Annotated in this window: 15 protein-coding genes and 9 pseudogenes; 11 read left to right on the forward strand and 13 right to left on the reverse strand. The window is 64.0% G+C overall.

Annotated elements, in window-relative coordinates; genetic code table 11:
* Positions 1-457: 457 nt before the first annotated feature.
* A pseudogene (locus ACFQH2_RS14605) lies at positions 458-1,651 on the forward strand (PAS domain-containing protein); the annotation flags it as partial.
* Here ACFQH2_RS14605 and ACFQH2_RS14610 read toward each other — a convergent pair.
* Positions 1,630-1,755 (reverse strand): hypothetical protein, encoded by a 126-nt coding sequence (locus ACFQH2_RS14610; RefSeq protein ID WP_377076875.1) that lies wholly within the window; start codon positions 1,753-1,755, stop codon positions 1,630-1,632. The pseudogene ACFQH2_RS14605 and the gene ACFQH2_RS14610 overlap by 22 nt on opposite strands.
* Positions 1,756-1,809: 54 nt before the next feature.
* Here ACFQH2_RS14610 and ACFQH2_RS14615 point away from each other — a divergent pair, with 54 nt between their 5' ends.
* From ACFQH2_RS14615 to ACFQH2_RS14625, 3 genes are all read left to right on the forward strand, one after another.
* Positions 1,810-2,394 (forward strand): bacterio-opsin activator domain-containing protein, encoded by a 585-nt coding sequence (locus ACFQH2_RS14615; RefSeq protein ID WP_377076876.1) that lies wholly within the window; start codon positions 1,810-1,812, stop codon positions 2,392-2,394.
* Positions 2,395-2,551: 157 nt separating this feature from the next.
* A complete protein-coding gene (locus ACFQH2_RS14620) occupies positions 2,552-3,340 on the forward strand; it encodes a lycopene cyclase domain-containing protein (protein ID WP_377054822.1) in 789 nt (262 codons plus the stop codon).
* Between the two features lie 42 nt (positions 3,341-3,382).
* Positions 3,383-3,682, forward strand: coding sequence for a DUF7565 family protein (locus tag ACFQH2_RS14625; protein WP_377054824.1), 300 nt, complete (start codon positions 3,383-3,385; stop codon positions 3,680-3,682).
* Between the two features lie 175 nt (positions 3,683-3,857).
* On the opposite strand, the gene ACFQH2_RS14630 is transcribed toward ACFQH2_RS14625, so the two are convergent.
* The 5 genes and pseudogenes from ACFQH2_RS14630 to ftsZ form a co-directional block, all read right to left on the reverse strand.
* Positions 3,858-4,295, reverse strand: a complete 438-nt coding sequence (locus ACFQH2_RS14630; protein WP_377054826.1) for a transcription elongation factor Spt5 — start codon at positions 4,293-4,295, stop codon at positions 3,858-3,860.
* Positions 4,296-4,301: 6 nt separating this feature from the next.
* Positions 4,302-4,514, reverse strand: a complete 213-nt coding sequence (locus ACFQH2_RS14635; RefSeq protein WP_377054828.1) for a protein translocase SEC61 complex subunit gamma — start codon at positions 4,512-4,514, stop codon at positions 4,302-4,304.
* A gap of 99 nt (positions 4,515-4,613) precedes the next feature.
* Positions 4,614-6,181 (reverse strand): annotated as a pseudogene (locus ACFQH2_RS14640) (hydantoinase B/oxoprolinase family protein).
* A pseudogene (locus ACFQH2_RS14645) lies at positions 6,174-8,198 on the reverse strand (hydantoinase/oxoprolinase family protein). Before ACFQH2_RS14645 ends, ACFQH2_RS14640 begins: the two co-directional pseudogenes overlap by 8 nt.
* Positions 8,199-8,258: 60 nt before the next feature.
* Positions 8,259-9,417: pseudogene (gene ftsZ, locus ACFQH2_RS14650) on the reverse strand (cell division protein FtsZ).
* 183 nt (positions 9,418-9,600) lie between these two features.
* Here ftsZ and ACFQH2_RS14655 point away from each other — a divergent pair.
* Positions 9,601-11,321 (forward strand): annotated as a pseudogene (locus tag ACFQH2_RS14655) (radical SAM protein).
* Between the two features lie 146 nt (positions 11,322-11,467).
* Positions 11,468-11,869: a TRAM domain-containing protein gene (locus ACFQH2_RS14660; RefSeq protein ID WP_377054839.1), complete on the forward strand. Its 402-nt coding sequence runs from the start codon at positions 11,468-11,470 to the stop codon at positions 11,867-11,869.
* Here the strand turns inward: ACFQH2_RS14660 and ACFQH2_RS14665 are convergent.
* From ACFQH2_RS14665 to ACFQH2_RS14675, 3 genes and pseudogenes are all read right to left on the reverse strand, one after another.
* A pseudogene (locus ACFQH2_RS14665) lies at positions 11,866-12,512 on the reverse strand (YkgJ family cysteine cluster protein). The gene ACFQH2_RS14660 and the pseudogene ACFQH2_RS14665 sit on opposite strands and share 4 nt — an antisense overlap.
* A 103-nt stretch (positions 12,513-12,615) precedes the next feature.
* Entirely contained in the window at positions 12,616-13,407 is a 792-nt protein-coding gene (locus ACFQH2_RS14670) for an MBL fold metallo-hydrolase (protein ID WP_377054843.1), read from the reverse strand.
* A gap of 250 nt (positions 13,408-13,657) precedes the next feature.
* Entirely contained in the window at positions 13,658-13,936 is a 279-nt protein-coding gene (locus ACFQH2_RS14675; RefSeq protein WP_377054845.1) for a MarR family transcriptional regulator, read from the reverse strand.
* A gap of 210 nt (positions 13,937-14,146) precedes the next feature.
* Here ACFQH2_RS14675 and ACFQH2_RS14680 point away from each other — a divergent pair, with 210 nt between their 5' ends.
* On the forward strand, positions 14,147-14,851 hold the full coding sequence (locus tag ACFQH2_RS14680; RefSeq protein ID WP_377054847.1) for a class I SAM-dependent methyltransferase: 705 nt from the start codon (positions 14,147-14,149) through the stop codon (positions 14,849-14,851).
* A gap of 54 nt (positions 14,852-14,905) precedes the next feature.
* Positions 14,906-15,810: pseudogene (locus tag ACFQH2_RS14685) on the forward strand (glycosyltransferase family 2 protein).
* A gap of 8 nt (positions 15,811-15,818) precedes the next feature.
* Here ACFQH2_RS14685 and ACFQH2_RS14690 read toward each other — a convergent pair.
* Positions 15,819-16,637 carry an amidohydrolase family protein gene (locus ACFQH2_RS14690; protein WP_377054851.1) on the reverse strand — a complete coding sequence of 273 codons (819 nt, stop codon included), beginning with the start codon at positions 16,635-16,637 and terminating at the stop codon, positions 15,819-15,821.
* Positions 16,638-16,829: 192 nt separating this feature from the next.
* On the opposite strand from ACFQH2_RS14690, the pseudogene thsA reads away from it, so the two are divergent.
* Positions 16,830-18,372 (forward strand): annotated as a pseudogene (gene thsA / locus ACFQH2_RS14695) (thermosome subunit alpha).
* 195 nt (positions 18,373-18,567) lie between these two features.
* On the opposite strand, the gene ACFQH2_RS14700 reads toward thsA, so the two are convergent.
* Positions 18,568-19,038, reverse strand: a complete 471-nt coding sequence (locus tag ACFQH2_RS14700) for a GNAT family N-acetyltransferase (RefSeq protein WP_377054855.1) — start codon at positions 19,036-19,038, stop codon at positions 18,568-18,570.
* 110 nt (positions 19,039-19,148) lie between these two features.
* Between ACFQH2_RS14700 and tenA the strand changes: the two genes are divergently transcribed.
* Together tenA and ACFQH2_RS14710 are read left to right on the forward strand one after the other, a co-directional pair.
* Complete coding sequence (gene tenA / locus ACFQH2_RS14705) at positions 19,149-19,808, forward strand: thiaminase II (RefSeq protein ID WP_377054857.1); 660 nt, start codon at positions 19,149-19,151, stop codon at positions 19,806-19,808.
* The gene (locus ACFQH2_RS14710) at positions 19,808-21,322 is read left to right on the forward strand and encodes a sodium:solute symporter family transporter (RefSeq protein WP_377054859.1); all 1,515 of its coding nucleotides are present in this window, start codon (positions 19,808-19,810) and stop codon (positions 21,320-21,322) included. Before tenA ends, ACFQH2_RS14710 begins: the two co-directional genes overlap by 1 nt.
* A gap of 132 nt (positions 21,323-21,454) precedes the next feature.
* On the opposite strand, the gene ACFQH2_RS14715 is transcribed toward ACFQH2_RS14710, so the two are convergent.
* Both ACFQH2_RS14715 and ACFQH2_RS14720 read right to left on the reverse strand, forming a co-directional pair.
* Positions 21,455-22,219, reverse strand: a complete 765-nt coding sequence (locus ACFQH2_RS14715) for an SAM hydrolase/SAM-dependent halogenase family protein (RefSeq protein WP_377054861.1) — start codon at positions 22,217-22,219, stop codon at positions 21,455-21,457.
* Positions 22,220-22,737 (reverse strand): annotated as a pseudogene (locus tag ACFQH2_RS14720) (nicotinamide-nucleotide adenylyltransferase).
* Positions 22,738-22,819: the final 82 nt, after the last annotated feature.

Below are 22,819 nucleotides of genomic sequence, written 5' to 3' on the forward strand. Positions count from 1 at the left end.
TTTTTGACGTGGTTCGCGTTATCCACGACAGTTGATTTGATGTCACTCCAGTCACCGCCTTGTCGGTCGAGGCGGTTGGTTTCGTTGCGGATACGTCGTGATTCGAGACAGCCGGTTTGCAGGTCGTCGTCACTCCCCGTGTGGATGTCTAGTCCGAACGACAAGGTTTGGGTGAGTTTGGACGACTGCAGTGTATTCTGGTATGATTTGGAACTTGTTAAAAGTTCGTGTTGTGACGCGCTTCACCCCCGACCACGGTGGGTCGGGGTACTCGCGCTGCTATCCTTTATAGATCGCAACAAACGCAATACCTAGACGCTCTGGGACATAAACGGCTGTTTTTATACAATAATGTGTCAGAGGTGACATACCCGAAGATATTATTCGATCGGAACCAATTCATACCCATGTCAGCGCCCGGGCACTACTGGTACATCCGGATAGTGGGGCCGATAGAATCGAGGATACCCTCGATAAGGCGGGGTGTCAGGTCGTCCGCGTAGAACGCGCGACGAGCGCGCTGGCAAAACTCTCCGGCGATCAGTTCGACTGTCTGGTGAGCGAGTACGAACTGCCGGGAGACGACGGGGTCGCCCTCCTGTCGGCCGTACGAGAAGCCTACCCGGAACTTCCGGTGGTCCTCTTTACTGACTCTGACGAGCAGGGGGTAACCACCCGAGCCTTCGAGAACGGTGTCAGCCGATTCCTCCGCAAAAACGGGTCCGAGTCCTTGCGTCAGTTGCGCTCGGAGGTAGACGACGTCACGTCGTCGAGAGGACTCCCCGTACAACAGCAGGATATCTCGGATCACAGACCGACGCCCGAGGAGATCTCCCGGGTGGCCCACGAGGCACCGATCGGAATGACGATGAGCGATCCGTCCCTCTCGGGGAACCCGCTCGTGTTCGTTAACGAGGCGTGGTCCGAGTTAACCGGCTACGACGAAGAACACATGCTCGGACGGAACCCACGGATACTGCAGGGACCCGAGACCGATCCAAAGACTGTCGAAAAACTGTCAAACGCGATCGCAGAGGAGGAGCCAGTGACCGTCGAGATCCGAAACTACAGAAGCGACGGAACGCCGTTCTGGAACCAGTTGACGGTCGCGCCGATCCACGACGACGATGGAGAAGTCGTTCATTACGTCGGGTTCCAGAACGACATCACCGACCGGAAGACCGCCGAACGACTCGCGGAAGAACGTGCAGAGAAGCTAGCGACGGAGCGAACCGTGCTTCAACGTGTTATCACGCGTGTCAATGGGCTTCTCAGCGAAATCTCGCGTATCCTCGTCGAGGAGAACGAACGCGAAATCATCATGCAGGAGGTGTGCGACGAGATAGTGGATTCGGAAGGCTACGTCGCAAGCTGGATCGGAACGACGAACCCGACAGATACCACGTTTCAGCTGTCCGCTTCCTCGGGAACTGTCGGCGATATCGACTCGAAGCTAGCCGTCGAATCCATGCCGACCGTCCTACAGGACGCGCTCGAATCCGGGAAAGTCGAGTCCTGTGCTGCCGAAGCCGAACAGTGTAGTGTTCTGGATCCAGCATCGGTCGGGACCAGACGGTTCGCCGTCGTACCGCTTATCTACCAACAGAAACGGTACGGCCTCCTGGGCGTCTACGCCGACAGCGAGGATGCCCTCGATAGCCGCGAGGAACAACTGTTCGCGTCGATCGGCCAGATGATCGCGAGCGGCCTGAACGCCGTCGAAACGGCGCGGATACTGTCGACGGAGAACGTCATCGAGCTGAAGTCGAGATCTACGACCGCTCGTTCCCGCTCTCGGCGTTCTCGGAGGTGCTCGGTAGCGACGTCGAGTACGTCGGACTCACGGGCGAGGACGACTGTGAAGCGTATATCCGGACGCCGCGAGTGGAGGGCGATCGGAGCGACCTGCTCACGCTTCCGTTCGTCGAGAGCGTCCGCCAAATATCCGAGACCGAGGATGGGTACACCCTCGCAATCGAGATGTCCTCGAAAGAGCCGTTCGACAGGATCGCCGACTACGGTGTATCGGTCGTCAACATCACGGCAGAACCGACGAGAGCAACGCTCTCGCTCGAAGTCCCTCCGAAATACGACGTTCGATCAGTGCTCGAACTTCTGGAGTCGCTATACGACCGCGTCGAACTCAGATCGAAAAGCGAGCGCGACAAACGGGAGGAGACCTCCCGCGAGTTCACCTCGGAAATCGACGACCGTCTCACAAAGCGACAGCGCACGTCGCTGAAAACGGCACATATGAACGGCTACTTCGAGTGGCCGCGGGAGGTCGACGGCGAGGAGGTCGCGAGCACGCTGGGGATCACCCGCCAGACGTTCCACCAGCACTTGCGGGCGGCCGAGCGGAAACTCGTCGAAGCGTATATCGACCCTAACTAGTAAGGTAAAGTTCATTAGTACACCGGGTTGCAACCGAAGTTGTAATGAGAAATCGCACTCACCGGCACAGCCCTTGCCACGCTCTGGGAAGGTGTCGTCCGAGCACTGGTCCCCGTTCCCTGCGGGAGGGCTCGCGACATCTGGCCGGTGATCGGCGATGAGCCCTCCACTCACCTATCTGGGGTTTCACCTGGTGTTTATCCTCCCGCCGCTGCTTTTGTTGGGCTGGCTGGCAGCGCGCCGCGAGAGTGCCAGTTGGGGGAGAGCACCGCTTTCCGGGCTCATCATCATGTTGGTTCTCGCCCTCGTCTATACGACGCCTTGGACGAACCTGCTGATCCCGCGTGGGGTCTGGTGGTACGGCGACGGCGCGGTCCTCGCGACGATCTGGCACACGCCGATCGAGGAGTATCTCTTCTTTATTCTCCAGCCAGTCCTGACGGCGTTCTGGCTGTTCCAGTTCCTGACTGTCGAGGATCGGTCGCTGCTGATCCCAGTCTCGCACAGGATCCTGGGCGCACTCGGTGGGGTGGGGGTCAGCGCGCTGGGGTGGGTCCTCATGGGAACCGCGTCGACGTTCTACCTCGGTTCATTATTACTCTGGGCGGGCCCAATCCTCGCCATTCAGTGGGCGTTCGGTATCACGTACCTGCTCCGGGAAGTCCCGCGTCTCGTCGCGGTGGCGCTTGCCGTTCCGACGCTGTACCTCTGTGTTGCCGACCGGATCGCGATCGACCTCGGGATCTGGTCGATCTCGGAGATATACACGACCGGACTCACGATCGCCGGCCTGCCGATCGAGGAGGCGCTGTTTTTCCTGCTGACGAACGTCTTCCTCGTTCAGGGGATCGTCCTGTACATGTGGTTACTCGACCGCGCCTACGAGTTCGCCGGGATCGGCTGGATCAGCGAGCGCGCGAGGACTCTCGACCGTGAGCGGGCCTGAGTGCCGAAGGGTTTTACTCCCTCGCCGGAGACGAGTGTAGTAATGACCTGGGCATGCGGGATCAACGGCTGTGGCGAGGTGTTCGAGGAGGTCGAAGATACGATCATCCACCAGACGAGCGAGCACCAGCGCCGCGAGTGCAAGGTCTGTGGCGTCGTCGTGCCGGACGGCTATCTGGCGCTCCGCCACGCCTTCAACGAACACACTCGTGCCGAGTACGTCCGCGCGTACGACGCGGACTCGGACGACGTCCGCGAGCGCGAGGAAATCAAAGCGGAAGTCGAGAACACCGCGGATCTCCAGAAAGTCGTTGCGCGTCTGAACGACGGCGATTCGCTGTAGCACGCGGCCATCTGTTACTCCCCGTGCGGTTCCCTTGCTTCACTTCGTCAAAGAATCCGGGCTAACACTCCGTTCGCGCTCCGTGTTCACAGCACAGAACCGTCGGACCGGCTACTACTCGGAGTGGGAAAACCGAAAACAGTCTGCCGCTCGGAGTACAGAACCGTGGAACAGCCTACCGCTCGTCGCTATCCAGCACGCGGATCTGGTCGCCTCGAACGGTCACCGGAATCGGAACCGTCGCCTCGTAGAGTTCGACCGTCACCTGGTCCTTCCCCTCGTCGATCCGCTGGACCTGTGCTTTCTCGCCTTTGAACGGCCCGGCGATGAGTTCGACGATGTCTCCTTCGGCGATCCCTTCGACGTCCGGCGTCGGCGAGAGGAAGTGTTCGACCTCCGAGACGCCGCTCTCGCCCGGGACGATACTGCGGGCGTGTGGGATCTCGTCGAGGACGCGCGAGAGGACGGCGTCGTCGTCCGCCTCGACCATCACGTAACTGGTCAGCGAGTCAGGTGCTAGCGCGGCGTGGATGTCGTCCTCCTCGCGGGTCATGATCATGTCCGCGACGGTGCGTTCCTGGCTTGCGGTCGTTTTGACTGCATAGATTCCCATCCGGGATCACGCTCCGATGAGGGCTGCTGCAAGGAAGAAGCCGCCCTCGTACGGCGGCACCAGGTGCAGCATTATCGCGGCAATGAGGAAGCCGATGAGTCCGACGACGAGGATGCCGGCACCGGCGATCTTGGCGACCTGTGAGAACTCGTCCCACCCCGGCGTACTGGCCATCTTGAGGACCCGTACGTACGATGTGAGATCTAGAGGGACGTCCATGGTTATGTGGCATCTAGCAGAGGGGCCTTTTTCTATCTTTCTACCCGTCGATGACGTGTTCCGGAATCGAAATATCAGCTCTCGGACTCGCGCTGCTCGTCACTGGTCTCGGCGTGAGTCGTTCGAGCGGTCATCGGGAGTGCCGTAGCCGCCACCACCCGGTGTCCGGATAGTCACCGTCGTTCCGGCGGAGAGCGAGCGGGTGGTCTTGGCAGGTACCGGTTCGCCGTCGATCAGGTTCTCGCCCGTCGCCCCAGGCTTGCCGCCGGCCACTCCTGCGGGTGCGACCGACCGACGTTCGGTAAGTAGCGAGACTGTGGCGTCGGTGAGAAGTCGGATGGACCGCTCGACGCCCCAGCCACCGCGGTACTGCCCCTCGCCGCCGCTGTCCGGACGGAGGCGATACCGCTCGACGCGCAGCGGATACTCCGTCTCGATCGACTCGACCGGCGTGTTTAGCGTGTTCGTCATGCCGACCTGCCGCCCGTCGATCCCGTCGGCGTCGGGCAGTGCACCGCCGCCACCCCCGATCGTCTCGTAGTAGGTGAACTCGTCTGACCCGACGACGAGGTTGTTCATCGTCCCCTGTCCGTGGGCCGGGACCCGGTCGGGGACGGCGTCGGTGAAGGCGGCGAAGACGACGTCGGTGACGCGCTGGCTCGTCTCGACGTTCCCGCCGACCACGGCCGCGGGCGGGGTCGGATTCAGCAACGTCCCCTCCGGAACGCTGATCGAGAGCGGATCGTAACAGCCACCGTTTGCGGGGATTTCCGGATCAGTGAGACAGCGGACGACGAAGTAGACTGCGCTCTTCGCGACTGCAAGCGGGGCGTTGACGTTGCCGCCGACCTGTGGATCGGTCCCCCTGAAATCGACCGAGAGCGACTCGCCATCGACCGTGACAGCCGCCTCGATCCGGATCTCTTCGTCGGTCTGGCCATCCCCCTCAGCACGTCCGTAGCGTGGTAGGTGCCGTCAGGGAGCGACCCGATCTCTTCTGCCATCCGACGGCGAGAGTACTCCTGTACTGCGGCGAAGCCGTCCCAGAGCCGGTCGACGCCGTACTCGGAGGCCAGATCCGCGACGCGCTCGGCCGCCCGGTCGTTTGCTGCTCGCTGGGCGCGCAGGTCGGCCCGGCGCTCGTCCGGGTTTCTGACGTTCGACAACAGGAGGGCGCGAACCTCCTCGCGTGGGTCGCCACCGTCGACGAGTCGGGTCGGCGGGATCCGTAATCCTTCCTGTACGATCTCTGTTGCCCCGGCGGGCATGCTACCGGGAGACATCCCACCGACGTCGGCGTGATGGGCGCGGGAGACACCGTAGGCGATGATCGACCCCTCGACCGTGATCGGTGAGACCATCGTCACGTCCGGCAGGTGGGTGCCGCCCGCATAGGGATCGTTGAGAACGAAGACGTCTCCGGGCGCTGGATCCCGGTCGAGCACGGCCTCGACGGCCTCGGGCATCGCGCCGAGGTGGACCGGGATATGTTCGGCCTGGGCGACCAGTCGACCGGCCGCGTCGAACAGCGCCGTCGAGCAGTCCCGGCGCTCCTTGATGTTCGGCGAGTAGGCGCTCCGGATCAGCAGTTCGCCCATCTCCTCGGCGACGCCCTCTAGCTGGTTCCGGAGAATCTCCAGCGAGACGGGATCGAACGACTCAGGCATCGGTCTCACCTCGTTCCAGAACGAGCGCTCCGTCGCGTTCGACAGTTCCGGTCCACGCCGGGGGGACCACGATGGTGCTTTCCGCACCCTCAACGATTCTGGGCCCGGGGAGTTCGGTGCCCGGGGGATCGCTTCCCGGTCGTACACCGGCGTTCTGTGGAACTCGCCGCCGAAGCGGGTCTCGCGCTCGCCGGTCCGCGGCTCTCCTGCCGGTTCGTACGCCACGGTCAGCGGCGACTCGCGGATCGTCGCCGTCGCCCGGAGATTGACCAGTTCGACCGGTTCGTCCATCCGGTAGCCGTGGGCCTGCTCGTGAGCAGCGTGGAATCCACCTTCGAGCGCTGCGGGATCGACGGCATCCGCTCCGCTGCGATCTCCACGGCAAGTTCGTAGCTCTGCCCGGTGTACCGGAGATCCGCGGCGTACTCGACCGCTGCGGCGTCCGGGTCGCTCGCCGATGCCAGCACGTCCGCGCGCAGGTCATCGAGAATCGACCCCGCCGTGGACGGATCCAGCGTATCCAGCCGTTCACGATGAGTGCGGACGGCATCGTGTTTCTCGTCGGCCGCAAGCAGTCCGTACGCCGAGAGCACGCCACACGCCCGCGGGACGACCACCGTGTCGATGTCGAGTCGGTCGGCCAGCGCGGCGGCGTGCATCGGTCCCGCGCCGCCAAAGGCTACCAGCCCGAACGAGCGGGGATCGTGCCCGCGCTCGACCGTCACCGAGCGGATCGGTCGGCTCATACTGGCGTTTGCGACCTCGTAGACGCCCTCCGCCGCCGCGAGTGCGTCGTCCATCCCGGCCTCGTCCGCGAGCCGTGAGAGTGCGTCTACTGCGGCCTCACGATCGATCGATAGTTCGCCGCCGAGTTCAGTACTCGCGCCGACGTAGCCGAGCACGACGGCGGCATCTGTCACTGTCGGATCGGTGCCGCCGCGGCCGTAGCAGGCGGGTCCGGGCGACGCGCCGGCCGATCGGGGACCGACCCGGAGCGCGCCGCCCGCGTCGACCCACGCGATGCTGCCGCCGCCCGCACCGACGGTGTTGACGTCGACAACTGGGACCCGGATCGGTCGCCCGTCGATGGTCGCCTCGGTCGTCCGCTCGGCCGCTCCCGCTCGGATCAGACTCACGTCGCTGGAGGTCCCGCCCATGTCGAACGTGACGAGATCCGCGCGGTCGAGGCGGTCAGTGACTGCTCGCGCGCCGACGACGCCCGCGGCGGGCCCGGAGAGGACAGAGGTGACGGCACGGGACCGGACCGTCTCGGCGTCGGCGATGCCGCCGTTTGACTGCATCACGCGGGGCGCAGGAATGCCGGCGTCGGCCGCGCGCTCGGTCAATCTGGAAAGGTACGCCTCGATGGTGGGCCTGACGTAGGCGTCGACTGTCGTCGTCGCGGTGCGTTCGTACTCGCGGAACTCCGCAAGCACCTCGTGGCTGGCGGAGACCGGCACCGCAGCTCCTCGCGCAGGACGTCCGTGACGACGCGCTCGTTCGCCGGTTCGGCGTAGGCGTGCAAGAGCGAGACCGCGACGCTCTCGATATCGTCCGGAATCCGGGTAGCGAGGTCGCGTACCTGCTCCGGATCGACCGTCTGTTCGACGCCCTCGGGTGTGACGCGCTCATCCACCTCGAACCGGCGCTCGCGCGGGACCAGTGGCGCTGGCGGCCGATCGGAGAGATCGTACAGCGACGGCCGATCCTGGCGGCCGAGTTCGGCCACATCCCGGAACCCCTCGGTCGTCACCAGCGCGGTCGTCGCACCCGCGCCTTCGAGCAGTGCGTTGACCGAGACCGTCGTCGCGTGGCGAAACCGGTCGATCTCCGAGGGATCGAGTCCGGCCCCATCGCAGGCTTTCTCGATGCCTGCCCGGACGCCCTCACTCTGGTCATCGGTCGTGGGGACTTTCGCCGTCGTCAGCCCGCCGTTCGCATCGACCAGCGTCACGTCGGTAAAGGTGCCACCGACGTCGACGCCGACGCGGATCGCGGACGAAGCGCTGTCGCTCATAGGAGAGAGTTGTACTGGAGCGCCCTGAACCAGCTACTTCGGAAAACGGACGGAGCGGTGTCAGTCGACGTAGTCGATGTCCTCGACCTGCTCTGCAGGCTGTTGCTGGGGCTGGGTCTCGGCCTCTGCTTCCTCCTCGTCGCTCCCCCGTAGATCTGGGGCGAGTCGACGCCCGTGACGACGATCATCGTCCGCATCATGCCTTCGAGTTCCTCGTCGACGGAGGTCCCCCAGATGATCCGGGCGTCGGGGTCGATCCGGTCGTAGATCTCCTCGACGACACCTTCGGCCTCCTCGATGGACATGTCCGACCCGCCGGTGACGTTGACCAGCGCGGAGTTCGCGCCCGAGATATCGACGTCGAGCAGCGGCGATCGGAGCGCCGTCTTCACCGAGTCCTGTGCCTTCGAGTCGGAGTCGGACTCGCCGAGGCCGATCATGGCGACGCCGCCGCGTTCCATAACGGTCCGGACGTCGGCGAAGTCCAGATTGACCAGACCGGGCTTCGTGATGAGTTCGGTGATTCCCTTGACCGAGCGCATCAGCACCTCGTCGCTGACTTTGAACGCCTGCCGGACGGGAAGCTTGCCGACCGAGTCGAGCAGTCGGTCGTTCGGGACGACGATGACGGTGTCGGCGACGTCGCGAAGCCGTTCGAGCCCCGCTTCGGCGTTGGTCCGCCGCACCTCCCCTCAGCGGTGAACGGCGTCGTGACGATGGCGATGGTCAGCGCGCCGCTCTCCCGGGCCGCCTTGGCCACGACCGGTGCGCTACCGGTGCCGGTGCCGCCGCCGAGCCCTGCCGTGACGAAGACCATATCGGAGCCGTCGACGGCGTCGTAGATCTCCTCCTGGCTTTCGATGGCGGCCTCCTCGCCGACCTGCGGCAGCGAGCCAGCACCGCGGCCCTGTGTCTTCTGCTCGCCCATCAGGATCTTGGTGTCGGCATCGATTTCGACGAGATGCTGGACGTCGGTGTTCGCGGCGACCAGTTTCGCACCGTGAATCCCCTCCTCGAACATCCGGTCGACGGTGTTGCCGCCCGCGCCGCCACAGCCGACGACTGTGATGTTAGTCTGTAGGTCCTGTAGAACGTCTTCGAGTTCGTCGTCGGTCATCGTCCCCGACGGGTTAACGTCCTGGGTGGCGCTGCCTCGCTCCGTGTCCCCCTCCTCCCCCTCCTCGGCCTCGTCAATGGCATCATCCACGATTGAGTCCATTCTTGCCCACTGTTACTAAGTGGAGGTTAATTATCTTTCCCCTCGGGCGTCAGACAGTCGTCAGACGCTGTCGCCGTCTCCGAAATAGGTAAATAGAACCTTACTCGCCGCGACGGGGCCGTAGCGGTTGTGGCGCAGGGGGCTTTCGCATGGGTTTTCCCCATCGAGGCTGTATCAGGAGATATGACTGACCCCGCAACACTCGACGTGACCATCGTCGACGGCTACGTCGACGAACCGGCCCATTTCGGGGTTCCGCCGTATATCTCGACGTATCCGCGCTACACCGCCGGGGCGCTGGTCGATGCCGGCGTGCCCCGCGAGCAGATCACCTATCACACCATCGACGAACTCCGCGACGACCGCTCGAAGTGGGCAGACGTCGCCAACGCCGATCTGTTCTGTTACGTCGGCGGGATCACGGTCCCCGGCAAGTACGTCGGCGGGACACCCGCCGAACCGGACGAGGTCCGCGAACTCGCCTGGACGGCCAAGGGCACGACCCTGATGGGCGGCCCCGTCAAGTTCGGCGTCGGCGACGAGAACGAGGGGGCATCGAGACCGAGCGCGACGATCTGGATTATGATTTCGTGGCGAAAGGCGACATCGAGGCGGCGGCCTACGACCTCGTCCAGAGCGGCCTCGAGGGCTTCGGCAACCGGATGCGCTCGAACGAGGAGATCGACCGCTGGGCGGCCGACGGCACCTTCATCGTCGAACAGCACCCGAACCATCCCGAGTACCTGATCTGCGAGATGGAGACCTCCCGTGGCTGTCCGTACCGCTGTTCGTTCTGTACCGAACCGCTCTACGGCGACCCCGACTTCCGGCCGCCGCCGTCGGTCGTCACCGAGGTCGACCTGCTCGCGGACTACGGCGTGAAACACTTCCGCCTCGGCCGGCAGGCCGACATCCTCGCGTACGGCGGGGACGGCGAGAAGCCCAATCCCGACGCGCTCCGCCAACTCTACGCCGGCATCCGTGAGGTCGCCCCGGATCTGGAGACCCTCCACCTCGACAACATGAATCCGATCACGGTCGTCAAGTGGCCGGAGTTAGCCCGCGAGGGGATCCGGATCATCGCGGAGCACAACACGGCCGGCGACACCGCCGCATTCGGCCTCGAATCCGCCGATCCGAACGTGATGAGCGACAACAACCTGAACGTCACCGCCGACCAGTGTCTCGAAGCGGTACGGATCGTCAACGAGGAGGGTGGGTGGCGACCGGGTGAAGAGCCAGGCTCCGGGCCGTCGTGGGGGGCAGATGCTTCCAACCGCCTCCCCAAACTCCTTCCCGGTATCAACCTCGTCCACGGTCTCAAGGGCGAGCGCGAGGAGACGTTCGCACACAACAAGCGCTTCCTGCACCGGGTCTACGAGGAGGGCTACATGCTCCGTCGGGTCAACATCCGGCAGGTAATGGCCTTTGCCGGAACCGACATGTCCGAGACCGGCGCCGAGATCGCTCGCGACCACAAAAAGCAGTTCAAACAGTACAAGCGCGAAGTTCGCGAAGAGATCGACAACCCGATGCTCCAGCGACTCGTGTCCCCAGGGACGCGCCTGCCGGACGTCCACCTGGAGTATCATCAGGACGGCAAGACGTTCGGCCGCCAACTCGGCACCTACCCCCTGCTGGTCGGGATCCCGGGCGAACTCGAACTCGACCGGAAGATCGACATCGCGGTTGTCGATCACGGCTACCGGTCGGTGACCGGGGTTCCCTACCCGCTCGACGTCAACGCGGCCTCGATGGACGAACTGACAGCGATTCCGGGTATCGGCAAACAGCGGGCTGGCGATATCGTCGTCAATCGCCCGTACGAGACTCCGGCGGAGATAGAGGCGGAGGTGGACCTGACCGAGTTCACTCGTGCGGGGCGGCCCGAAGGCGCTGACTGATATAGCCACTGTACCCCGGCGCTGAGTGCTCCTGTAGAACCCGACTCGAAAACTCTGAGAAAGTTTTGTTGAGCGGTTTCAGCACATATTTTCGCCGACACTACTATTACGAATGGCTGCCAGGGTCTGCATGGAGGTATTTGAACTTGGAGATATCTGATAAACTGCTGTGTCTGTTCAGTGCTGAGGTACGAGCCGAGGAGGACAACTACGTCGTCGAGATCCCGCGGCGGGAAGTGGAGACCGGTGAGATCGATGCCGGCGACACCTACCGTGTTGCGCTCATTGCACGCGAGACCGAGACGGACGAGGAGAGCGAGTCGAAGGAGTCCGGAGCGCCACCGGAGCCACAACCGCCGGTCGAGATCAACGAGACGCGCTACGTCGAGATCGAGGACATCGGCAAGCAGGGCGACGGAATCGCCCGCGTCGAGCGGGGCTACGTCATCATCGTCCCGGACGCCGAGGTCGGCGAGCGCGTCAAAGTAGAGATCACGGAAGTCAAATCGAACTTTGCAGTCGGCGAAATCGTCGAAGAAGACTTCTAGTCGATCTTGTCGCCAGCCCGATCCTTCGCTCCTTCGGAGTCGTGGACGACAACGCCGTCGGCCTCGACCGGCGCGTAGTTGTCACGCACTCCGATCGCTTCTTGCAGTTCTCTGATCGCTCGCTCCTGTAACGCCGCCGCGAGTTCTTCGGCGTCTTCTCGGCTAATCTCCCGGCCCAACCCCTCACACTCGTGTGCCCGGACCATCCCGGCCTCGTCGACGGCCTCACCCATCGGCTGGCTGGTGCCCCCGAGCGCCACGCTGAACGGATACGTCTGGCAGATCAGGGGCCGGTCGTCGTGGACCGTACACGCTCCCGTACCGTCCGCGGACTCCTCGTAAAACGTACAGTTCCCACACGAGTCGGTTTCCAGGGCCCACTCGAAGGTTTCGCCCTCGGGCCCGTCCTCGCCCTCTTCGATGCCGTAGGGCATCGGCCGGGCGACGTCCCGCCAGTCGTACTCCTCGTCCTGTAGCTCTCGAACCTCGTCCGGAAACACCGTCGCAGTGTGTGGGTCCTCGTCGTCGGCTTTGCAGCAGGCACCACAGCGCGTACACTCGAAACCGATCGTCTCGATGGCGTCGGCCAGTTCGCCGACGTCAGCGCCCTCGCGCGCTCCAGTTCGGTTTCGAGGCTATCCATACCCGAGCGAGCGGCCGAGCGGGCAAAAGCCCCTCGCTCTCTGTGAGGTGAGGAAGCGTTCTACTCGACGGGCACGCCCGGCGGAATCGAGCAATCGGATCCCTCAGCGAGGCCGGGCGACCCCATCGGCCCAGTTGACACGGCCTTCCACGGCGAGCTTTTCGAGATGGGCGATCACCGTCTTGCGCGCCAGATCACGGACGCCGTCGAGCGATTTCTCGTAGGCTTCGTCGACGATTCCGTCGGGGGTACTCGCGCCCGCCCGGACTGCCCGCTCGATGCGGCGCTCGCGGTCGATCCGGTGTGCGATAAGCCGCGCGAGCGTCTCGGCTGGATCGTCGATGACGGGGCCATGACTCGGGAACAGCCGATCCGGATCGCGTGCCAGCAGTCGACGGAGAGCGCTGAGATAGCCGCGCATGTCCCCGTCCGGGCCGCCGACGAAGACGCTCCCGTCGGCGACGGCGAGGTCCCCGGTCAGGAGGACGTCTTCCGGAGCGCCGCGGACGGCGAGTGCGACGTGATCCGGTGCATGGCCCGGCGTGGCAGTCACGCGGAGTCCGTACTCCCCCGCGTCGACGTGAGCGCCGTCGCGGATCGTCCGGTCCGGGGGTATCCCGGTCGCCCGCTCGAAACGCGTCTCGTAGCCGGCCCGTGCGAGAACCGTCAGATCGTACTCGGCGGCGTACTCAGCGACGCCGCCGACGTGATCCGGGTGCGTATGCGTGACGAGCAGTCGGGAGGGTTCGCGCTCTTCGACGACCTCGTCGAGCGCTGCCGTACGGTCGGCCGGGTCGACCAGGACGCCGCCGTCGTGGCCAACGACATAGGCGTTGGTCGACCCAGTCGGGACTCGCGGGGACGCTTCGATCGGAACGCGTCGAACCGCTGTCATCGACGATGCTTCGTGCGAGCGGATGAAATCACTGTCGGCCTCCCTGTGAAACGACGACGTCGGCGAACTCGAAGGGAGGGCCCTCTGCTCGTACACGTGGTGTATCGCCTCCGGGTCGGTTCTGGTCGGCGTCGAAAGGTGGATGAGTCACCTGTATACCGGTTCGTTCGTGACTATCCGTCGAGAGTGCTAACTGTTGTGGGAGACTACTCGGGGAAACGCAGTCGGACGAACGCTCACCGAGAAGGGCCTAGTTGTGAAGGTAGTATACCTGTTTGCGGGCGTCGCGGAAACTGTAACGGGACCCGACCAGATCGACCTCTTCGAGGCGGTTCAGCGCGTAGCGAACTGTGCGGTCGGGCAGGAGCGATTCTTCGGCGAGTTGGCCCTGCGAGAGAGGCGACTCCGTTTCGAGTACCTTGGCGATCAGTTTCGCACTTGGTGGGAGTTCGCGCAGGCGGTCGCGGTATTCCGTATCCGAGAGTGGTTCTTCGATACTGTCCGAACGTTCACCCGTGATCGTGCTCATACTGGAGGAGCGGTCGTCGTTGATGGTAAAAGTTGTCTATATGTGTGTCAAAATAAATACAAGAATATAAAGTGTATATATGCCATACCTATTTTCCGCAACATCCGGCAATAGTTGCGCACCGTCGCACACAATTCGACCAGCGGCGACCGCCTTTCCCAATCCGTTTCCAGTATCGTTTTATTCCCGGGCCAGATAATCAGCGTAAGCGTGAAAGGGCAGGAGTGGTACCAGGCGACCGACGTCGCCCAAGAATACGACGATAAGCGGTTCTCCCAGGGCGGTCGACTCATCGACCGCCGAGAGAAAGAAGCAGTGCTCGACGCCATCGGGCCTGTCGAGGACAAGAAAGTCCTCGAGATAGCCTGTGGTACTGGTCGGTTCACCGCGATGCTAGCCGAACTCGGGGCCGATATCGTCGGCCTCGATATCTCGGCCGAGATGCTTAACGAGGCCCGCTCCAAGGCAAACGCCGCCGGTGTCAGAGATACCGTCGAGTTCATGCGTGGGGACGCCGGACGGCTTCCGTTCGAGGATGACGAGTTCGACGCCGTCATCGCGATGCGATTTTTCCATCTCGCTAACACTCCTGCCGAGTACCTCGCGGAGATTCGACGCGTATCGAGCGGCGACGTAATGTTCGATACGTTCAAGAGCAGTAGCACCAGGAGCATCTACAACTGGGCGCTCCCGATGGGGTCGCGCCTGTACTCCCGCTCGGAAGTCAAGTCGCTCGTCAAGGGCGCAGGCCTGGAGATGGTCGGCGACTCGCACGATTTCCTGCTTCCGTACGGCTTCTACCGGTCGATTCCGAACGGACTGGCCAGCGCGTTCCGGCGAGTCGACACGACGCTTGGGAAGACGCCGGTCGGCGAGCCGCTCGCATCGGTATCGTACTGGCACGCCACTGTTTGACGACCGACATTTTCTTTCGGGATATTTATAGCTCTGGCACAGGAACCCGATGGTATGGACCTCTCGGTAGTGATCCCGACCCTTAATAACCGGGAGGAGCTGCGCGGCTGCCTCGACTCGCTGGCAGCACACGCTGACGATATCGAACTGATCGTCGTCAACGGTCCCTCATCCGACGGAACGACCGGGATGGTTCGGGCCCGCGACGACGTCGACGTGCTGGTCGAAATCTCCGAACGGAACGGGAACGTCGCCAGGAACGCTGGAATCTCGACGGCTACCGGCGACGCCGTGGCGTTCGTCAGTACCGAACTGGCGGTCGAGCCCTCCTGGTACCGTGCCGTCATGACCTCACTCGAATCGGGGGCTGACGTCGTCACTGGCCCGACACATCGGAGTCTTCGTGCCGGAGTGACGACCGAAGAGGAGACCACTACGACGGTGGCTGGACGGACGGTGACGTTCTTCAACGGTGATAACGTCGCGTTCGACGCCGAAACGCTCCGGGCGCTCGACGGGTTCGACGAGTTCCTGAACGAAGACGGCGAACGCGACGCCTCACACCGGCTTGCCGGGATGAACTACTCGATCACCTGGAACGGCGAGATGTGCGTCCGGGGGAGTTCGAGGCCGACGGCGGCCAGATTGAACGAGCGATCGGCTCCAGCTACCGCTCACGGGCCTATCGGCTCGGCAAGAACTACGGCATTAGACCGCTGACCGCGGTCAAGACGCTCTGGCGCGCCTTTCGGGACTCGATCGATGCCGCGGGCGACGTCACCCGGGGAGACCTCCAGCCGACCGTCTGGCTCCGGAGCGGCCAGGACGTGATCGGTGGGCTCCTCAGTGGCGGCTACACCGGGCTTCGGGCAAGACGTGCCGACCCGTCGTCTCGGCGGAACCCGAACGGGGTCTCGACCCGGCACGACCGTGCAGTCCGGCGCTACGACCGGCGCTAATCGGGCCCTCAGCCGTTCTCCGGTGCGAGCGCATCGATCACTCGCGACGGGTTCGTATCGAAGACGCGATGCAGTTTGTCCTCCGAGACATCGAGCGTTAGAATCTCCATTACGGCGACGTTCGGATGCGTCTCCGGGCCGCCGCTCCCGAAGAGAATACGGCCGGGATACTCCAGCAGAGCGCGTTCCAGTTGATCCCGGTAGCGGACGTAGCTAGTGTCCAGATAGTACTCGTCGTACTCATCGAGAAGGTCGATTGCGCGGCTCATCGCGTCACGGTTCAGCGGGTGGCCGCCGAAGTGGGCGAGGATCACCGGGAACGAGTAGCCGAGGAGTTCCTCGGCAATCGTCTCCGGCGGGGTCGCTTCGGTGCCGCGAACGAGCACCGGCAGTCCGACCTCGTCGAGTGCCGTGAGGACTTCGTCGTCCGGAATTCCGTCCCGGACCGGATCGAGTTTGAAGCCGTGGAACCGGTCGTCGTAGGCGTACTGTTCGATATCCTCGGGAGCGGTGTGGTACTCCTCGCGCGAGGACGTGAGGTTTCGGAGCTGTGAGGTCGCGCTATCGCCCGGTTCGCGCGTGCCGTTGATCCGGGCGAACGCAACGAACGGCCGGTCGACACTCAGACGTGCCACCGCGTTGTTCGATCGGAGATAATCGGTCTTCGACCGCTGATCGGGGAAGACGACTGACCGGACGACACCGGCCTGATGCATCTCGCGTGCCAGGGTATCGGGCGTAATCGACCTCCCCGTACTCGCCCCGGGGTCGGGGGCCAGTCGGACGTGAACATCGACGACCCGGAAGCGGTGTTCCAGCTCCAGCATACCCCCGCCTTTCTGAGCGTGCCAGTTCTAACTGACGGTTCGAAGGGGACGACTGCGACCGGAGGAGTCGGCCGAGAGAGCAGGCCTGCCCCGTTCCGGTTCAGTAACATTTATATCGAACTGCAAGGTACATATCAAGCGTAGATTACCATGGCAAACGCAAATCGTCAGCGACGCATGGGTGGACAGCCGATGTTTATTTTGAGCGAAGACTCCGAGCGAACCTCGGGGAGGACGCTCAGCAGTCGAACATCACCGCCGGAAAGGCCATTAGCGAGGCCGTACGCACGACGCTTGGCCCCCGCGGGATGGACAAGATGCTGGTGTCGGACGCCGGCGACGTCGTCATCACGAACGACGGCGCGACGATTCTCGACGAGATGGATATCGAGCATCCGGCCGCCGATATGATCGTCGACGTCGCCCAGACACAGGAAGACGAGATCGGTGACGGTACGACGACAGCGGCGATCATCGCCGGTCAGCTACTTGCTCAGGCCGAGAACCTCTTCGAGGACGACGTCCACGCGACGACGGTCGTCGAGGGCTATCACGAGGCCGCCGAACTCGCTCACGACGCCGTCGACGAGATGACACTCGACGTCGACGTCGACGACGAACTTCTGATAAACGTCGCCGAATCGAGCATGACCGGCAAGGGAACCGGCGGCGTCACGGCGGAATCGCTCGCCCAGACGGTCGTCGGAGCCGTAAGCCACATTAGCAGCGACGAGGGCGTCGAGCGCGATAACATCACCCTGCAGACGCAGGTCGGTGGCTCCTCCAGCGAGACCGAACTTATCCAGGGGATCGCGCTGGACGAAGAAGCGGTCCACGAGACGATGCCCGACGCCGTCGAGAACGCCGATATCGGCCTGCTCGACGTCGAACTCGGCGTCCAGGCGGGCGATGTCGACGCCGAGTACAGCATCGAGAACATCGATCAACTGAACGCCGCGATGGACGCCGAGGAGTCCGAACTGAAGGAGACGGCACAGAGCATCGTCGACTCCGGCGTCGATGTCCTGTTCAACAGCGAGGAGATCGACGACCGCGTGGCCTCACTGCTCGCCAACGAGGGAGTCCTCGCGTTCGATAGCCTCTCGGATAGCGACATCCGCGGCATCGCGAGTGCGACCGGCGCACGACGTGTTGGCGCGCTCGAAGACTTCGAGAGCGAGGAGTTCGGCCACGCCGACTCGATCCGTACCGAGGCCTTCGCCGACGACGAACTCGTATTCATCGAGGGCGGTGCAGCAGCGGAATCCGTCACTGTACTCGTCCGCGGCGGCACCGAGCACGTCGTCGACGAACTCGAACGCACGCTGCGCGACGCCGTCGACGTCGTCTCCTCGGCGGCCGAAACCGGCAGCATCGTCCCCGGTGCCGGAGCAACCGAAATCGCCATCGCGGCCCACATTCGCTCGGAAGCGGCGGGCATCTCCGGCCGCAAACAGCTGCCGTCGAAGCCTTCGCCGACGCAATCGACACCGTCCCGCGCACGCTGGCGGAGAACGCCGGCCTCGACGCCATCGACTCGCTCGTCGAACTCCGCGGCGACCACGACGATAACGGCCGCGCCGGCCTGATCGTCGACGGTCAGTTCCGTGAGGTGGGCGACCCCGTCGAACACGGCGTCGTCGACCCTGCCGCGGTCAAACACGAGGCCATCGAGAGCGCCACCGAGGCCGCGACGATGATCGCTCGGATCGACGACGTGATCGCCGCCGAGTAAGCGGGCGAGCGTTTCATCGCGAGACTGTGGTCGGCGGCGAGTAGCTGCAGGGTGATCGGGTGAGGGTTCATCCCAAACCCGCGTTCGGCGGCGAGTAGCCGGATGAACAATTCGGTCCCACCACACCCCGTTCGAGGAAGCGTATTGTAGTAGCGTTGCTCGCAGAGCCGACAGTACGCCACTACCGCCGACCGGTCAATCGATCCGTTTGTCCATCTTGAGGCGTCGAGTCGCGTAGCCGCGGGACTCGTACACGCGGCGAGCGGTCTCGTTGTCGACGTTCACCGAGAGCGAGACGTACTCGCAACCGCGGTCGGCCGCCCAGCGTTCGGCCCGCTCCATCAGGCCATCCGCCAGGCCGTTTCCCCGGTACTCGGGAACGACGTAGACGTCGTTGATATTGGCTTTGGGGCCGCGTGCGAACACCGACGCCGAGTCCTCGTACTCGACGGCGGTGTAGCCAGCGAAGGTGCCGTCGTCGTCGGCGACGAACGTCGCGATATCGTCGTCATTGAACTGCTCCCGGCGAAACGCCACCTCGGCCTCTCGGATCCCGTCGGCCAGCGCGTTGTACGGATCGAGATCCGCCATCTCGCGGGAGAACGGGTGCCAGAGGTCGTCGACGAACTGCTCTACCTCGTCGTCCTGAACTCGGCGGATGTCCATACGCCCCGTTGATCCGGCGATGACGTAATGGTGGGGGACGAGGGCAGTTAGAGGGATAACTGGGTGATATTAGTAAATTATAACTGGCGAGAGCCGCGTTCTCTCACGTAATGGCATTTAGCGACGAACTGCTCGACGAGGGCCAGGAGATCTGGGCGGCACAGAAAAACCATCCCTTCGTGACGGAACTGGCCGACGGAACGCTCGATCCCGACTCTTTCGCCACGTGGGTGCGACAGGACTATCGCTACCTACTCGATTACGCGCGCACGTTCGCCATCGCGGGGACGAAAGCGCGCGACGAGGAGACGATGCGGCATCTGATGGGTGTCTCTCACACCGTCCTGGACTACGAGATGGATCTCCACCGGGAGTTCGCCGCCGATTACGGCCTCTCCGTCGACGACCTCGAATCGACGACGAAAGCGCCGACCTGCGTCGCCTACACCAACTTCCTCATCCGGACCGCACACGAGGGCTCGCTCGCCGAGATTGCGGCGGCGATCTACCCCTGCGGGCAGGGCTATCTCGACATCGCCGAGCACATGGCTGACCTCGCCGACGAGGAGCACCGCTACACCCCATTCATCGAGAAGTACACCAGCGAGGAGTTCTACGAGGCGGTCGACTGGATGCGCGAGTTCGTTGACCACTGTGGCGAGCGCTATCCCGGCGAGCACGACGCGATGCGGGACGCATTCCGCACGAGCGCGCGACTCGAACACCACTTCTGGGAGATGGCCTACACGCAGGAGGAGTGGGAGCTCTGATGGTCTCGACGACGCTCGCGCTCGGTGTCACGACGCTCACGCTCGCAACGTTCACCCTGCTGGGCCTCTGGTACTCGCGGGGACGGGTCGACTCGCTGGAACAGTTCGTCTCCGCGCGGGACAGCGCCGGCACTGGGGCGACTACGGCGACGCTGATCGCGTCGGTGATGGGCGCATGGATCCTCTTTAGCCCGGCGGAGGCCGGAGCCGCCTTCGGCGGGATTCCGGCGATCCTGGGCTACGCTATCGGGAGCGCGATCCCGCTGTTGCTGTTCATTCCGATCGGTGCGCGCATCCGCGAACTGATGCCGGCGGGCCACACGCTCACCGAGTACGTTCTCGCGCGCTACGGGCCGTGGATGTACGGCTACGTGCTGGTCATCTCGGTGTTTTACATGTTCATCTTCCTGGCCGCGGAGATGACCGGTATCGCGCTCGCGCTCTCGTTGGTTGCGGGCGTCCCGCAGTGGCAGACCGCGGCGCTCATCGGCGGGTTCGTCCTCGTCTACACTGCCTACGGCGGCCTGGTCGCTAGCATCTTCACCGACACCATCCAGACGCTGGTGATCTTGCCCCTGCTGGCCGTCGGCTTCGGCGGCGCGCTGTTCGCGCTGGGCGGGACCGGCGAGGTCCACGCCACGACGGTCGCGAGCAACCCCGACCTCCTGAACCCGGGCTACCTCGCTGGCGTCGAGTTCGGCATCTACGTGGTCTTCGCCATCATCGGCGCGAACCTGCTGAACCAGGGCATGTGGCAGCGCGTCTACGCGAGCAAGGACACCGCAACGCTCCAGCGCTCGTTCGGGGTCGCCGCCGTTGCGGTGGTGCCGATGGTGCTGCTCGCCGGACTGTTCGGCGTCGCCGCGGCCGGGATGGGGCTGATCGAGGGCGGCAACGCCAGCATCGCCTTCTTTCTCGTCGCCGGGGCGGCGTTCCCCGAGTGGGTCCTGCTCGTCGTGGTCGTCCTCGCCGTCCTGCTGGTGATGAGTTCGGCCGATACGATGTTCAACGCCATCGCGAGCATCGTCACCGCTGATCTGGCGCGACTGCTCGACGATCCGAGCGGTCGAACTCTCTCGCTCTCGGGACGGGCGCTGACAGTCGTCGTCGCGCTCGGTGCCATCCTGATCGGCGCGCAGGGCTACAGCGTGCTCGAACTGTTTCTCACGGCGGACCTGCTCGCGGCCGCTACCGTCGTTCCGTTCCTCTACGGACTCTACTCGACGCGCCTGACTCAGGGCTCCGCAGTCGTTGCGGCCCTTGCCGGCCTCGTTGTCGGCGTGTCATACTTCCCGCCGCTTCGTGGCGTTCTGGCGGCGGTTCCCGGTCTCGCCGACGTGCTTCCGGCCCCCTCGTTCCTGGTCGCGTTCGTCGGGGCGACAGTCATCTCGGCGCTGGTGACAGTCGTGGCCGACCGACTGGTCGACGCGGAGTTCGAGCACGCGACGCTCGGCGCGGCGGTCCGGTCGCTCGACGATCCGATGACTGATGGCGGTCGGGAGGAAGAACAATGAGCGCGCTAGGCGGCCTCGCTTTCGCCCTGCTCGTCTGGGCGTCGGTCGCGCTCGTACTGCTCGTCTTCGGCTATCTCGTCTACGCGCTGGCGAGTGACGCCGCTGTCTGAGGCGAACGCGTCGGTCCGGGAGTCAGAGTTCGATTCGGACGTCGTCACCGGCCTCGAGGCCGAACGCCTCGTCGCCACGCCCCTGATTGACGTCGAGTTCGACGTTGCCGTGGCTACCGACCGTCACGAGCCACTGGCCTGTCGGGACGGAGGCAAAGGTCTCGCCGACGGGGACCCTCTGGCCGTTTACATCGACTTCCTCGCAGCCCTCGACGGTGTAGCCGGGAAGATTCGTAATGACGTTGCCGAAGCCGTCGACGACCAGCACCTCGCCGACGACGGCATCGTCACGGATCGTCGGCTCTGGAAGCCGCAGTTCGACGTGTTCGTCGGTCCGCGTGAGATCGGCAAGGGCGGCGAGGGCGTCCTCGTCGCGCCACTGCTCGTGAACGATACCGGCCGCCGGAGCGAAGACGTCGCGGCCGTGAAACGTCGAGCTTTCGGCGTCCTCGTCGCTGATCTCGTAGACGGTGAACGCTTCGTCGTCGGGAGCAAGGGAGCGGGCCGCAGGAAGCAAGACACCGTTGTCCGGGCCGACCAGCACATGCTCGCCGGCCTGGATAGCGACCGCGGCGCGGTCGGTACCGACGCCCGGATCGACGACGACGAGGTGGACGGCTGGCGGAAAATACGGCAGGATCTCCCGTAGCCAGAACGCGGCGGCGCGGACGTCCTGGCGCGGGAACTCGTGGCTCACGTCGACGAGACGAGCCTCCGAGTGCTGGAGGAGAACGCCCTTCATCGCTGCCGGATACGGCGAACCGAAGTCGGAACTGAGCGTAATCATCTACACGCCGTCGGTCTTGCTGACCCGCTGAATCCGCTCGATACCGCCGATTTCGTCGATGACCTCGACGACCGGATCGGGGACGAGCGGTTGCCAGTTCTTGCCTTTGATCATCCGTTCGCGGACCTCAGATCCCTCAGCACCTCGCGGTTGAACATCGGGGACTGGCGGACCTCGACGCCGGCCTCCCCGAACAACTGGATGACGAGGGGGTTGTTCGAGTATGCCACGTCGAACTCGGGGCTCATGCTCTGCACGTGGCTCACCCAGACGGAGTTGCGCTCCAGGTCCTCGATGGGGACGGCGTAGGTAACCAGATCCAGATCGACGAGCGACTTCGTGATCATCATGATACGCTCCCCGGCGGTGAACGGGTCGTGTTTGGCGTGAGAGGCATCAGCACTCCCGATCCCGAGGACGAGTTCGTCGATGTCGTCGTCGTCGACGATCTGCTCGACCATGTTCAGATGGCCGTTGTGGAAGGGTTGAAACCGACCGATGTAGCATCCGCGGTCCATACCGGCCGTTGACCGCAATCCGGGTTAAACGTGGCCTTTTGAGCGAACAGGGTGTGTCACGCGGCTAGTACGACTGGGTGGT

This window comes from Natronoarchaeum sp. GCM10025703 (assembly GCF_042661985.1).
Classification (GTDB): Archaea; Halobacteriota; Halobacteria; order Halobacteriales; family Natronoarchaeaceae; genus Natranaeroarchaeum.

What these genes read in the sequence shown, in the direction of transcription:
- ACFQH2_RS14670 (WP_377054843.1), bottom strand. Translation starts at nt 13,407, where the DNA reads ATGACAGCGGTTCGACGCGTTCCGATCGAAGCGTCCCCGCGAGTCCCG.
- ACFQH2_RS14620 (WP_377054822.1), top strand. Translation starts at nt 2,552, where the DNA reads ATGAGCCCTCCACTCACCTATCTGGGGTTTCACCTGGTGTTTATCCTC.
- ACFQH2_RS14635 (WP_377054828.1), bottom strand. Translation starts at nt 4,514, where the DNA reads ATGGACGTCCCTCTAGATCTCACATCGTACGTACGGGTCCTCAAGATG.
- ACFQH2_RS14710 (WP_377054859.1), top strand. Translation starts at nt 19,808, where the DNA reads ATGGTCTCGACGACGCTCGCGCTCGGTGTCACGACGCTCACGCTCGCA.
- tenA (WP_377054857.1), top strand. Translation starts at nt 19,149, where the DNA reads ATGGCATTTAGCGACGAACTGCTCGACGAGGGCCAGGAGATCTGGGCG.
- ACFQH2_RS14630 (WP_377054826.1), bottom strand. Translation starts at nt 4,295, where the DNA reads ATGGGAATCTATGCAGTCAAAACGACCGCAAGCCAGGAACGCACCGTC.
- ACFQH2_RS14625 (WP_377054824.1), top strand. Translation starts at nt 3,383, where the DNA reads ATGACCTGGGCATGCGGGATCAACGGCTGTGGCGAGGTGTTCGAGGAG.
- ACFQH2_RS14675 (WP_377054845.1), bottom strand. Translation starts at nt 13,936, where the DNA reads ATGAGCACGATCACGGGTGAACGTTCGGACAGTATCGAAGAACCACTC.
- ACFQH2_RS14700 (WP_377054855.1), bottom strand. Translation starts at nt 19,038, where the DNA reads ATGGACATCCGCCGAGTTCAGGACGACGAGGTAGAGCAGTTCGTCGAC.
- ACFQH2_RS14610 (WP_377076875.1), bottom strand. Translation starts at nt 1,755, where the DNA reads ATGACGTTCTCCGTCGACAGTATCCGCGCCGTTTCGACGGCGTTCAGG.
- ACFQH2_RS14715 (WP_377054861.1), bottom strand. Translation starts at nt 22,219, where the DNA reads ATGATTACGCTCAGTTCCGACTTCGGTTCGCCGTATCCGGCAGCGATG.
- ACFQH2_RS14690 (WP_377054851.1), bottom strand. Translation starts at nt 16,637, where the DNA reads ATGCTGGAGCTGGAACACCGCTTCCGGGTCGTCGATGTTCACGTCCGA.